At 44.3% G+C, this 13,227-nt stretch carries 13 protein-coding genes; 3 read left to right on the forward strand and 10 right to left on the reverse strand.

Annotation, left to right across the window (positions count from 1 at the left end):
• Positions 1–737 precede the first annotated feature (737 nt).
• The 3 genes from AB4111_RS28300 to AB4111_RS28310 form a co-directional block, all read right to left on the reverse strand.
• Positions 738–1,913, reverse strand: coding sequence for a YhgE/Pip domain-containing protein (locus AB4111_RS28300; protein WP_442034471.1), 1,176 nt, complete (start codon positions 1,911–1,913; stop codon positions 738–740).
• 80 nt (positions 1,914–1,993) lie between these two features.
• A complete protein-coding gene (locus tag AB4111_RS28305; RefSeq protein WP_442034473.1) occupies positions 1,994–2,425 on the reverse strand; it encodes a MarR family winged helix-turn-helix transcriptional regulator in 432 nt (143 codons plus the stop codon).
• A 165-nt stretch (positions 2,426–2,590) separates the two neighbouring features.
• Entirely contained in the window at positions 2,591–2,758 is a 168-nt protein-coding gene (locus AB4111_RS28310) for a DUF3934 family protein (RefSeq protein WP_076333364.1), read from the reverse strand.
• Between the two features lie 311 nt (positions 2,759–3,069).
• Between AB4111_RS28310 and licT the strand changes: the two genes are divergently transcribed.
• The 3 genes from licT to AB4111_RS28325 all read left to right on the forward strand — a co-directional run bounded on the left by licT (position 3,070) and on the right by AB4111_RS28325 (position 7,465).
• The gene (gene licT, locus AB4111_RS28315; protein ID WP_442034475.1) at positions 3,070–3,930 is read left to right on the forward strand and encodes a BglG family transcription antiterminator LicT; all 861 of its coding nucleotides are present in this window, start codon (positions 3,070–3,072) and stop codon (positions 3,928–3,930) included.
• A 184-nt stretch (positions 3,931–4,114) separates the two neighbouring features.
• Entirely contained in the window at positions 4,115–6,013 is a 1,899-nt protein-coding gene (locus tag AB4111_RS28320) for a beta-glucoside-specific PTS transporter subunit IIABC (protein ID WP_442034477.1), read from the forward strand.
• 42 nt (positions 6,014–6,055) lie between these two features.
• Positions 6,056–7,465: a glycoside hydrolase family 1 protein gene (locus AB4111_RS28325; RefSeq protein WP_442034479.1), complete on the forward strand. Its 1,410-nt coding sequence runs from the start codon at positions 6,056–6,058 to the stop codon at positions 7,463–7,465.
• Positions 7,466–7,564: 99 nt separating this feature from the next.
• Here the strand turns inward: AB4111_RS28325 and AB4111_RS28330 are convergent, their stop codons facing one another.
• The 7 genes from AB4111_RS28330 to AB4111_RS28360 form a co-directional block, all read right to left on the reverse strand.
• A complete protein-coding gene (locus tag AB4111_RS28330; RefSeq protein WP_442034481.1) occupies positions 7,565–8,785 on the reverse strand; it encodes an MFS transporter in 1,221 nt (406 codons plus the stop codon).
• Positions 8,786–8,817: 32 nt separating this feature from the next.
• On the reverse strand, positions 8,818–9,417 hold the full coding sequence (locus tag AB4111_RS28335; RefSeq protein ID WP_442034711.1) for a TetR/AcrR family transcriptional regulator: 600 nt from the start codon (positions 9,415–9,417) through the stop codon (positions 8,818–8,820).
• Between the two features lie 126 nt (positions 9,418–9,543).
• The gene (locus tag AB4111_RS28340) at positions 9,544–10,692 is read right to left on the reverse strand and encodes a S1C family serine protease (protein ID WP_442034483.1); all 1,149 of its coding nucleotides are present in this window, start codon (positions 10,690–10,692) and stop codon (positions 9,544–9,546) included.
• 14 nt (positions 10,693–10,706) lie between these two features.
• Positions 10,707–11,834, reverse strand: a complete 1,128-nt coding sequence (locus AB4111_RS28345; protein ID WP_442034485.1) for an FxLYD domain-containing protein — start codon at positions 11,832–11,834, stop codon at positions 10,707–10,709.
• A gap of 329 nt (positions 11,835–12,163) precedes the next feature.
• The gene (locus AB4111_RS28350) at positions 12,164–12,343 is read right to left on the reverse strand and encodes a hypothetical protein (protein ID WP_310342688.1); all 180 of its coding nucleotides are present in this window, start codon (positions 12,341–12,343) and stop codon (positions 12,164–12,166) included.
• Between the two features lie 36 nt (positions 12,344–12,379).
• Complete coding sequence (locus tag AB4111_RS28355) at positions 12,380–12,556, reverse strand: hypothetical protein (protein WP_442034488.1); 177 nt, start codon at positions 12,554–12,556, stop codon at positions 12,380–12,382.
• Positions 12,557–12,719: 163 nt separating this feature from the next.
• The gene (locus AB4111_RS28360; RefSeq protein WP_442034713.1) at positions 12,720–13,136 is read right to left on the reverse strand and encodes a VOC family protein; all 417 of its coding nucleotides are present in this window, start codon (positions 13,134–13,136) and stop codon (positions 12,720–12,722) included.
• Positions 13,137–13,227: the final 91 nt, after the last annotated feature.

The raw sequence follows: 13,227 nt of genomic DNA on the forward strand, positions 1-13,227 counted from the left end.
CATGCCGCCAGCGTTCGTCCTGAGCCAGGATCAAACTCTCCAATAAAGTATTGAAAAGAGCGATAAGCTCATTTTGAATCTGACGAGATTAAAAATCTCATTTGTGCTCCAGTCGATTCAAGCCAAGGCTTGTTTCAAACTTTCGCGTTCATTCTGCAAGCAGAATGTTTACTCACTCGTTGTTCAGTTTTCAAAGATCAAACTTATTCCGCTACCGATTGTCGTTCTCTTCAGCAACTCTTATATAATATCATGTCCGAACCAACTTTGCAAGCTCTTTTTTTAAGTTTCTTTCGAAGCTTATTTCATTCGCTTGCCGCACCGTGTAAACTGTGTTTTCTTGGCCGGATTAATAATATATCACGTACAGATATTAATTACAACACTTAATTTAATAAAATTCATTTACTACAAATCAACTACCTTTACTGCGTTGCTCTCATCTATCTCAGTTGTATAGTTTTATAGTCTAAATCCATTCATACAACGTAATACATGTCTAATTGTTTTTAGAACTAATAGGATTAGATATTCTAGAATATATTTTAGCTTCATTAATATGCTCAATTTAGGTTGTCCTTTTATCAAGGTCATGCAAGATTACTCGGAGGCACTGTAAGTTACCACGAGTATAAGTAGAGGTATTATAGAAGATACAAAAAAAAAGTGATGCACGCATATAACTATACGTGAACCACTTTCTTGTGTGTTATTACATTATATATAGAAGGAAACTCTTAATGTTGTGCCTGTGCTGATGCTGAAGGCGTCATCGTCATTTGTCCATTACCAGCTTTTTGCATGCCAACTCGCAGCAACGTAATTCCCCACGTTATAACCGCGATCAACAGAAGATGAATCATGAATCCACCCACAGCTTCCCCACTATAGATCAAACGCATAAATCCCTGTACTCCATTGGAGGCGGGCAGAAAGTTTCCAATATGACGGTAAAATGGCGCCAGCATCTCTGCTGGAATGATATTTCCTGCTGTCATCAACTGGAGTGGAACCATCGCTACATTAAATAGAGGGCCTGCATTGCCAAACAGGGCAAAACTCATCTGTGTAAAACAGATACAAGCCAGACTCACCAGCACATGATACAGATACAACGCGCCGAAGGAGCTCGCCACATCCGTGAACTGAAGAGCCACTGTATCTACAATCAGTGGAATAATCACAGCTATACACAATAACAGCATTTGCCGTCCCCAGAAGATTTCCCACTTGGAATGGGTACGCTTCATGATATTTGACGTAATATTGAACTGAATGTTCATAGTCATCGCAGCAATGTAGGTGATAAAACCCAGAATCATAGGAAGCATCGATGTAGCAAAGTCACTTACACTGTTCGTTTTGTTAATTTCAGCCTTCACAGGCCCTTCATTCATTTTTGCCATCGCTTGTCCAATAGCTGCACTCAGCTCATCGTTGTTAATAGTATCCTGGTTAAGGGTCACTTGAACCTTGGACTCCAAAATCCCTTGACCCATTTGTGCAGTCATTCCAGTCGCCGCGTGTTCCACAATGGATTTGGCTACATCAGCATTTCCCTGATTAATATAGAAGGACAAACTCGCCTCTGTACCGCCTTCAATCTGGTTAGTGAATCCTTCCGGAATAATAATAACCATCGCATAGTTACCCGCATTCATCTGTTTCTCGGCTTCCTGTGAAGAATTCAGCACATTGACATGGAAAGGCGCGAGCGATTCAATCTGGTTCTGCACCTCTGTACCTTGCGTCCCATCTTCGTTCACCAGAGCAACTTGAAGTTGATCTACTCTCTCCGTGGCTTGGTGATAACCCGTCATCCAGATCACAACAAATAACAGTGGAACAATCAATGCAAATACCAACCCTATTTTTGTCTGTGGCACTTTAAGAAAATCTTTAAAGCTTTTCATTCGTTCACGACTCCCATTAGTTAAAATCAAGATAATTGCACTACATATATATGCACATGCATATATTAGATCAAAAAAATTTATTTCATCTTCTCATAGATGCGATTCATCACATTCATGAATGCTTCAAGCTCTTCAGGGGAACATTCGTCGAGCGCCTCTTGCTCTTGCTGTTTTGCCTTTGGTGTCAGAACGTTATTCATTTCCAGTCCTTCCGCCGTCAAACAAAGCAAAACCGCTCTCCGGTCCTGTGGATCTTCTTCTCTCGTCACCAGACCTTTGCGAATCAACTTGTCTATAATTTTCCCCACAGTTGTCTGGTCTCGAACTGTTAATTCAGCCAGTTTCTTCTGTGATATATGGCTTCCAGCCTTGCTCAATTCATTCAGAACTGCAAATTGTTCCGGAGTAATATCCTGTTCACTCAGATTTCTGGTTGTTGTTTTTTTGTATGCCAGATACGTCCGTGACAAAATCAGTCCAAGTGGATTTTCATCCATATTAACAGGCATGCTGATGCTCCTTCCTCCATATAGTAGCACTACCATCTAATTTGCGTAAGCTCTATATTATTACCAAATCTACACTACTGTCAATTTAATTTTTTATATTTCCAAACAAAAAGAGACCCACCCGTTAGTCAGGCAGCTCTCTCCTCTGGCATCATCAAGCCACACTTACTCGGGCTTGCCACTTGAAGTTTCGGTATCGTCCTTCTTCTTCGTACCTTTACTTTTATAAGGTTTCGGTGTACTTTTCGCCCGGTTAGCGGCGGCTTGCCAACGGTTCCAGCCTTTTTTTCCCGTGCCACGGCCGGTGCCGCCTTTTCCTTTTGCTTTACTCATGTTATCACTCCAATAATCCTGTATATGCTTAAAAATGACCGTCCTCGGTAACTTATTATGCAACCCAGCCCATCTAATTCACTTCCAGCATCTCTTATTATACCAAAAATCCACGTCTTTACGTCCATTTCCATAAATCATTGTATTGTTATTCTGTTATGAAAGCGGTATAGTGGACATAATTGAAAGAGGAAGCTGCGTCTTCTTCGGGATTGTTACTGGTAAGCAGGCGATACCCAAACCAAGGCTGTCTATTAAGCCTTAGTTTGGGTTTTTTGTTATTATTATGACCATTGTGGTGAAACACATATATGATCATTCGTCAGATTTTTAACAACAATGTCATCCGGGCTGAGAACCAGGTTGGTCACGAATTTGTTGTCATTGGCAACGGTCTTGGCTTCAAAAAGAAAAACGGGCAGCCTGTGGATGAGGATAAAATCGAAAAAACCTTTGTGCTGAAATCAGATAAAATACCACAAAAGCTCATTGATCTGATCGGGGAAACATCGGTTGAATATTTGAAGTTAGCGGACGAAATTGTGGGCCATGCCAAAAAGGAAATGGGCGATATTTTTAGTGATAATATCTATATATCATTGATCGATCATATTCAGTTTGCCATTACCCGGTACCGTAAATCCGTCGGGCTGAAGAATTCCCTTTTGTGGCAAATCAAGAAATTTTACAAGAAGGAATTTGGGATTGGTATGAACGCTGTCGAGCTGATCCAGGAACAATTCGGCATCCAAATGGATGAACATGAGGCAAGTTTTATTGCCATGCATTTTGTCAACGCCCGACAAGATGCTCAAGGCATGAAACAGACCGTTGAAATTACCGAAGTTATTGATGATATCTTCAACATTGTGACCAACCATTACCACATCGCCCTGGATGAAAATTCATTTAATTATTCCCGGTTTATTACCCATCTGCAATACTTTGTGCAGAGAATGTTGAGTAATGAACAGGAGCAATTTGCTTCAGGAGATAACTTTCTGTATGAGCAGGTGAAAGACAAATATAGCAAGGCTTTTCAGTGCACCCAGTTGATCAATCATTATCTTGAAGACAAGTTTGAAAGTGCCATGTCCATTGATGAAAAGGTGTATTTGACGATCCATATTCAACGTGTCACTTCTCGTAACGAGTTGCTGGGCGCGGAATAAAAAAAGCTTGCAAACGATTACGGCGTCAGATATAGTAGGTCTCACAACTTAACGACAAGGATTGTTACTGCTTAAGCAGGCGATACCTAAATGATTGGCAACAGGTCATCTTTCCGATGACCATAGCCATTCGTTTAGGTATTTTTTTGTTTCCAGGCAATCTTAACAACAAAGGAGAATGAACATGGATCATAAAAAAATGGGAGATGACATCGTTCGTCTCGTCGGCGGAGAAGCCAATATCAATGGTCTTGTCCACTGTGCGACCCGGCTGAGATTCGACCTGAAGGATTCGAAAAAGGCAGAACGTGAAACGCTTGAGAAACATGAAGGCATTATTACCGTTGTCGAAAGCGGCGGCCAGTTCCAGGTTGTCATCGGTAGTAACGTGGCTCATGTATATGCAGAAATTATGAAAAACCGGGATTTCGGGGGAGATTCTTCCTCATCCTCTGAGTCCACAGGAGAAAAAACCTCGGTATTATCCAAAGTTTTTGAAATTATATCCGGAAGTTTCTCGCCGCTAATCCCAGCCATGGCAGGATCAGGTATGTTAAAAGCTTTGCTGACAGTCCTGACCATGCTTGGATGGATGTCTGATACAAGTGACACGTATTTGATTTTATCCGCTGCCGGCAACGCTGTATTTTATTTCTTGCCCATCTTCCTTGGAATCACACTTGGTATGAAACTGAAAGCCAATCCTTATGTAGCCGGGGTAATTGGCGCCGCTCTGATGGAGCCGAACTTTACCGGACTGATGGATAAGGGCTCAGATATATCGTTCCTGGGTATACCGGTTGTCATGATGAATTATTCAGCCAGTGTATTCCCAATCTTCATATCGATCAGTATCTACGCTGTTCTGGATAAGTTACTCAAGAAGATCATTTTGAAAGACCTGCAATTGTTCCTTGTACCAATGATTGCTCTGATGATTATGGTTCCTTTGTCTGCAATGGCCTTCGGACCATTCGGCACCACGGTAGGTGACTGGATCTCCTCCGGCGTAACTTGGCTCATTGGCGTCAGCGGCATTTTGTCAGGCATTGTACTGGGTGGATTCATGACCTTCATGGTTGTCTTTGGACTCCACTGGGGCTTCACTCCAATCACGATACAGAATATCGGGGTTGGCGGCGATCCGATTGAAGCCATGGCTGCTGCAGCTGTATTTGCACAAATCGGTGTAGCCTTCGGTATTTTCCTGAAAGCCAAAAAGAATAAAACCCTGCGAACCCTTGCTGGCTCGACCAGCCTTACCGGTTTACTTGCAGGTGTCACTGAACCAATCGTATACGGGCTGATCCTGCGTTATAAACGTGTGATTCCTATCGTGGTCATTGCAGGTGCAATCGGCGGAGCCATAAATGGTCACTTTGGCGTTAAAATGACTGCTTATGTGTTCCACAATATTTTTGCCATTCCTGTCTACACACCAACGGTTGTCTACGTGATTGCTATTGCCTGCTCCTTTGCGGTAGCAGCGGTATTAACGGTGATGTTTGGTTATGAAAGCAAAACGAAAGACACAGCTTCCGAGAAAAATGAATCTGGTTCCAGCACATCGGCTGAAAGTACGCCGGTAGAGCTTCCTGTCGTACCTGAGACCAAAACAACAGAAATCAAAAAGGAACAAATTCATAGCCCACTTACAGGTAAAGTCGTAGCACTGAGTACCATTAATGACCCAGCCTTTTCGACTGGCGCTATGGGCAAAGGTTTGGCGATTGTCCCTGAGGTTGGTGAAGTTGTCGCTCCGGTAGATGGTGTTGTCACTTCCCTCTTCCCGACTGGACATGCCATTGGATTAACCACCAATGCAGGTACGGAGATTCTGATTCATATTGGCATCAACACAGTAGCGCTGAAAGGAAAATACTTCTCTCCTGTCGTTCAGGAAGGGGATATCGTCAGACAGGGGGATCTGTTGATCCAGTTTGACATCGATAAGATCAAAGAAGCCGGATACGAAACCGTAACCCCTGTCATTGTAACCCTAACGCAGCAAGAAGTGGATGTGTTCGAAACGAATCAAGAGCAGGTAGAGAAAAACGATGTCCTGCTGACTCTCGTTGTCTGACACAACTTATATTATACGAATTCAACTTAGGAGGAACTAACCATGAAACATACTCAACTGAAGCCATTTCCTAAAGATTTCTTCTGGGGAGGTTCAACCTCTGCCTATCAGATTGAGGGAGCCTGGAATGAAGATGGTAAAGGCCCTTCTGTCATTGACATGGGCAATCATGTGGAAGGTGTAACCGACTTCAAGGTAACCAGTGATCACTATCATATGTATAAAGAAGATGTAGCATTGCTGGCTGAAATGGGCTTCAAAGCCTATCGCTTCTCCATCGCATGGACACGCATCTATCCGCAAGGAGCGGGCGAAGTGAATCCAAAGGGGCTCGCCTTTTACGATTCTCTCATTAATGAGTTAATTAAATACGGTATTGAACCCATTGTGACGATGTATCACTTCGATCTTCCTTATGCGCTTGAAGAAAAAGGAGGCTGGTCCAACCGTGCAACAATTGATGCTTTTGAACAATATGCCAAGACCCTCTATGAGAACTACGGAGATCGGGTTAAATATTGGTTGACCATTAACGAACAAAATATGCTGATCCTGCATCCTGGCTCTCTGGGGACACTGGATACAACACTTGTTGATCCGCAAAAGACACTGTATCAGCAAAATCACCACATGCTGGTTGCTCAAGCTAAAGCCATGGTCCTATGTCATGATATGTTGCCTGAAGCCAAGATTGGCCCAGCTCCCAATATCGGTGTAATTTACGCGGCGAGTTCCAAACCAGAAGACACACTCGCGGCTGATAACTATGCTGCCATTCGTAACTGGCTCTATCTCGATATGGCGGTATATGGACGTTATAATCATATTGCCTGGAGTTATCTCGAAGAGAAAGGATATACTCCCATCATTGAAGACGGAGATATGGACATCTTGGCTCAAGGAAACCCTGACTTTATTGCGTTTAACTACTACACTTCCCAAACGGTTGGTGAAAGTCTGAACGATGGTAATGACTTCTCCCATACAGGAGACCAGCACGAAATTGTAGGTGAACCGGGCGCATATAGAGGATCTGTGAATCCCAATCTGCAAAAAACGGAGTTTGGCTGGGAAATTGATCCGGTCGGCTTCCGCTCTACCCTGCGCCAGATCTACTCTCGCTATCATCTGCCATTGATTGTTACGGAAAACGGTCTGGGTGCCTTTGATAAACTGGAGGAAGGCGACGTGGTTAACGATACGTATCGTATTGAATTCTTCAATAAACATATCGAACAGATTCAACTGGCGATTACGGACGGCGTGGATGTATTTGGCTTCTGCCCTTGGTCTGCGATCGATCTGGTCAGCACACATCAAGGGTCGAGCAAACGTTATGGATTCATCTATGTGGATCGTGAGGAATTCGATATCAAGGAATTGAGACGTATCCGCAAACAAAGTTTCCACTGGTATCAAAAACTGATTGAAACGAATGGAGAAATTCGTTAATACCGTAATCCTTTAATATCATAATAAAAAACAGTCGACCACACGTTAGGTGTGATCGACTGTTTTTTGTGTTAATGTACTTCATTTCCAATTATAAAATTACATCTCAGCCTTCGGTTGTTTCACCGTTTTGCCACCTCGGAGTACCCGTAAGGATAACAGGAAACAGATCGCCAGGACGGCAGCTGCTGAAACATAGGGATAGTTAATATTCACATCGAACAGTGCTCCAGCTACGATCGGACCTGCGATATTCCCCAAACTGGTATACGCCGAGTTCAATCCAGCCACAAAGCCCTGCTGTTCTTGTGCAAGTTTGGACATCTGTGTGCTGATTGCCGGACGCAAAATATCCATACCCAGGAACACGATAAACGTTACGACAAGAATGAGCCAATACGTGTGCACGAACAAGGTCAACAATACAAATACGGCTACAAACAACAGACAGACCGAAATGACCATCTTTTCACCAAACCGATTGAGCAACCAACCGATCAGGGATACTTGCACAACCGCACCCGCGATGGAACCAAATGTAATAATGAATGCAATGTCTTTCGTGGTGAAACCAAACTTGTGATCCACAAACAGTGAAAATACGGTCTCATAGTTCGCTAGACCAAATGCCATAACAAACACAATAATCAAGCTAAAGAAGTAGGGTTCACGGTACGAATTCAGTAATTGAGAAATCATACCCGGAGCTTTGACACTCGCCTCGCCAGCCGCAGGTTTACTTTGTTCTCCTGTGCTTCGGGTAGATTCAGGCAAAATAATTAATGTAATGATGGATGCCAGCAAACCGGCAACCCCTGCGGCGTAGAACGGAATTCGAATGCCAAAGTCAGCAATGTATCCACCAATTCCCGGTCCGATGATAAATCCGGTGGTAATGGCTGCATTAATCAAGCCCATACCTTTGCCGCGTTCTTCCTCCGTAGTAATATCCGCAGTGTATGCCATAACTGCCGGGAAGATCATCGCTGCTCCAATCCCACCAAGCATACGGGCTGCGAAGAGCAGCACCGGTGCATTAACCGCACCAAACATAAACTCCGATACGGCAAAGATCAGCATACCGCCAACGATAATTTTTTTACGTCCCCACGTATCCGACCAACGACCCGCAAGCGGGGAGAACAGAAACTGTGTGAAGGAGAATGCCGCGACCAGCAATCCAACTGTGAATCCAGTGATCTGGAGAAGATCCATATATGCAGGCATGATCGGCACAACCAGACCAATACCCGTAAAAACAAGAAAAATATTAAACATTAACAGCAGCAGTGCGCCCCTGTTCCGTGTTAGTAATGCCATGATTCCATCCTCCGTAGTTGTCAAAATGTTGCTTAAGCTTTATCTTTTGCAATACCATGCAAGAATACACTGGCGGCCTGGCGGTATAACGCGAGAGCCTGATCAGGCTCCATGCCCCGTGACATCTGGCTTAGACCAATAATGGTACTTTCCAAGATCAGTGCGAGATGATCTACATTGTCTGCTTTGAACTCACCGCTCTCAATCCCTTGTTCTATCATTTGTTTGTTGAATTGTAGATGCCGCTCAAACATTAAGGAGATCCGCTCCTCAATATCATTTTCTTTCTTCTCCCCAGTGAAGAACTCATCAGCCGCCTTCGTCAAAGGGTGATTCATATCATCCAGTACCAATTGCTCCGCCAAGCCGTAAATCTTCTCCGTAGAGGTGCGATAGAGATGTTCTTTGGCCGCCCAGCTCGCTTCCCACTCCCGGTCCCACTCATCGATTAGATAAAGGAACAGACCTTCCTTACTTTTAAAATGGTAATATATATTGCCTTTGCTGCTGCCCGTCGCAGCTACAATATCCTCAATCGACGTTGCTTTATAGCCTTTTTGTACAAAAAGGGCTTTGGAAGCATCCGCAAGTTTCTTCTTGGTCTGCTCGGTTTGAAGTTGCTTTTTATTCATATTCATTCCATTTCACTCCGTTCCATGCATACTGAACATTCGTTCTGTATTTTAACAGATGCATTGAATATAAGCAATCTAAAAAGGAGAGTGGCACATCCGCCAACTCTCCTTTGATGAGTTATTTTATGTTATTTTCTTACCTTTACCATGCAATATTTTCAATTGACCATTCTCAGACGCAACCTGATAGGTGACCTTATACTTCGTCGTTACATATTCGCCATCTCTGCGTTCATCGGCTGTAATCACTGCAGTCACTTCCATTCCGTCATTGCCCTTGTCTATAGAAGAGACCTCTCCAATCGTCACATAACTGGTATTGAGGTAACCCTCACGAAACTTGGCATAACTTGTGCCGCTCTGCCATTCACTTCCGAGCAACGCATAAGCTGTAACATAGTCACTTAGATTCAGACTGTTGTAAAACTCGGTCACCAGCCCTTCTGCTTCCGCAGAAGCAGAGGTCGATTCCGATCTATTCCCCCCCGCCGTCTGAACCGCCGTTGTGCTGGATGGCTTCTTGGACCAGGCTTGCACCTGCTTCAGCACGCTGGTGATAGGGATACTGAATCCGATCCCGCCCTCCTGTTCCACAACGGCTGAGTTAATACCAAGCACTTCGCCCGTCTCTGCGTTGATTAAAGGTCCACCACTGTTGCCATGGGTAATCGGCGCCGAGATCTGATATAGATTGCTGTAAATGTAAGGCGCAATTTCGAAGCTGCGTCCAACACCGCTGATAATGCCTGTAGTTACCGTGTTCTCTAATCCCAGCGGGCTTCCCAGAGCTAGGATTTCATCTCCGGTCTCGGCTTTAGATTTGGCAATAGCCAGAGGTTTCACCTTTTTCAAATCAGGTACTCGAACGACAGCAATATCTGTTACTTCCCCAATACCAATAACCGTCCCCTTATATTCCTCATGGTTCAATGTCCGAATGGTTACTTCCTTCGCTCCCTCTACCACATGCGCATTGGTTACGACATCTCCCAGATCATTGTAGAGAAAGCCAGAGCCCAATCCGCTGCTACTCTCAATTGTAACTACTTTCTTCTGACTTTCTTCAATTATTTGTTTGCGTGTCTTCTTCACGGGTTGCTTGGAAGCTGTCGTGGCTGCCGCGTTTTCCTTCTCCTTCGCGGCAACAACTGCAAGTCTGGGCCCATCCTGCAGCTGATCTGCTGAATGCTCGTGTATCCAGAACACGCCTCCTGCTCCAGCCCCAATGATAATGGCACTGGCTATGATCGTACTCCATGTTCGTTTGGCCATTCCAACCTGTCCTCCTATTCGAGATACCACGTTGCATTCACAACAGAGATTTCCGCTTCCTCGTACACACCATAATAATAGGTTTCAAAGAAACCTTCTTGCCCCACATCCAGCCAGCTTGGATACACATCTGCATAAGTTTGGCCCAGGTATACACCGTCTATATCATAAATATCAATCAAAACTGTGACGGAAGAGATTGGACGAGTTGCGTTATTGATTAATGAACCGCTAATATAGAGATCCCCGTACATATCAAGCGTTGCATCAACATTCACGACACTCACTGCCGCCGTTCGATTCATCAAATCTTCTTCTGCAGCCTGTTGCTCTGCCAGTTGAATGCGATCCGCTTCCGCTTTTTCAAATGCCTTTTTTTCACTGAGCACCCGTTCACGATACGAAGTCAGTTTTTCATTTTCCGGCGCATAGGACAACCCCTGGTCGACCGTTTGTAAAGCAGTTGTGAAATTCTTTTGCTTTACTTGCTGTTCCGCCTCTTTATAACTTATGCTTGCGAGCTTGTCGACAATTTGCTTCTCTACAGTTTCAGCTTCCTTACCTTTCAAGTTTGATACGGTATCCAACTTCTCGGCTAGTGCCTCTATTGTTGTCAAACTGTCGATTTCCTTTTTCACCTTCAATACGGCCAGCGTTACCTTTCTGTTATTTAACACGGCACGCACTTTGGAGAAAACAGGTTCTTCCCGCTCCATCAGTGTTTTCGCTACAGCCTGAATGGTCTTATCTCCTGCTGACAGCTTTCCAGTCTTCAGACTTGTCGATGCCTCATCCAACTGATTCATCAAGTTGAACGCCTTCGCCGTAATTTGCCGATCCTGTATTAGTGCATCATAATTCGGTCGTTTCGTTAGCGCGCTGTCCAGCAGTTGAAGGGCCTCTTTATATTTCCCCTCTAGTGCAGCCTGTTCCGCCTGTTGATGCAGAGAGTTCACCTCCGCATTAATACCCATCTCCTGCTTGTAGTAGAACGTTAGTAAAGCCCCCATCACGGCTGCAAGTAGCAGTGGAATAATCCAACTAAATGCGCGGCCTTGACCGGTGTTGCCCTGTCTAGGTGCAGCCTGTTGCTGCCGGGATAATAATTCGGCTGTTTCCCCTGTTCTTTTATCCAAACCCACGGCTGTTTCCGCCCAGATGTGTTCCTCTGTGGAGCTTGCATCTTTCAGTTTTGTGTTACACTTTCTGCACGTACTATCCCCAGGACTACTTTTGGTCCCACATATGTGACAATACATCCTAATCCCTCCATCAAAAAGAAACGTATGTATACTTACCTTCTAACTTTCTAGTACATGAGCTTATGGCATCTTTCGATACAAAACGTCAACATGAATCGACACTTATCATATAGCAAAAAGGTAAAATACACCATATGTTATCCGGATAAATTCGGTGCGTGTTTCCATAAAGCATAAAGGAGATACCGACACGCGGTATCTCCTCCTGTTCAGCCCTGCTGTCCTGCGCGCACCCGGATGTTGCCCAGTTCGTTGGCATTGATCGCAAATGCATTACCGCCCTGTCCAACCGAAGCTTTGGCTGACTGTCTTGCCTGGAATTTCAAACGGCTTTTGTCCACGTCCACCCGGTTAACCTGTTTTGCTTTCTTTTTACGCGTACTCATCATTCATCCCCCTCCCCACTTCTCTTCTCTGCTGCCAGACTAACGTTTGCGAGAAGAACGGCGACTTTTCTGTTTCATGATCTGCACGTTGACTGCATTACTTGCAAGTACATTCCCTGAGTCGGCATAGCCCTTCGCCGTTTGGTGAATCTGGATTACGATATATTGCTTTTTTCCAACACGATAGCGATAACTTTTCACGTTTGAACGAGTCATGGTCATCTCCCTGTGATCGTTTTTAACAAGCTCGGGTTATCCTATTCATGTCCATGTACATGGGGATGTGTGGATGCATACTCCCGATAATAAATGGATGCTGCAGAAAAGATGCAAAAAACCTTCCTATTATACTAGGAAGGTTCTACTTATTTTCATTTTGTCACGCCGAAGGAAAAGCGCTTAGATCCATATAGGAGACTTCCCACAGATGATCGTCCAGATCCTGAAAACTCCATCCGTACATGAATCCGTGATCCTGCGGTTCGTTGGATGGCTTCGCTCCTGCATCAAGGGCAGCTTGTACAATCGCATCTACCTGCTCACGGCTATCAACAGACAGGGCAACGATGACTTCGGTTGTATCGGCAGCATTGGAGATTTTTTTCGAGATGAAGGATTGGAAACGTTCCTCCACCAGAAGCATGGCGTAAATATTTTCCCCGATGATCATACAAGTAGCAGACTCGTCCGTAAAATTGGCGTCAAACTCAAATCCCACTTTGGTAAAAAATTCAACGGATTTCTTCAAATCTTGAACAGGTAAATTGACAAAAATCTGCTTTGCACGAATAGCCACCATGGATCACCTCGAACTCATAGAATAGATTCCACCTCAAAATAACACCTCGCGAATACGCTGTCAATTGAATATAATGAAGACATTCCAA

This window comes from Paenibacillus sp. 2KB_22 (assembly GCF_052115745.1).
In the GTDB taxonomy this organism is placed as follows: Bacteria; Bacillota; Bacilli; order Paenibacillales; family Paenibacillaceae; genus Paenibacillus.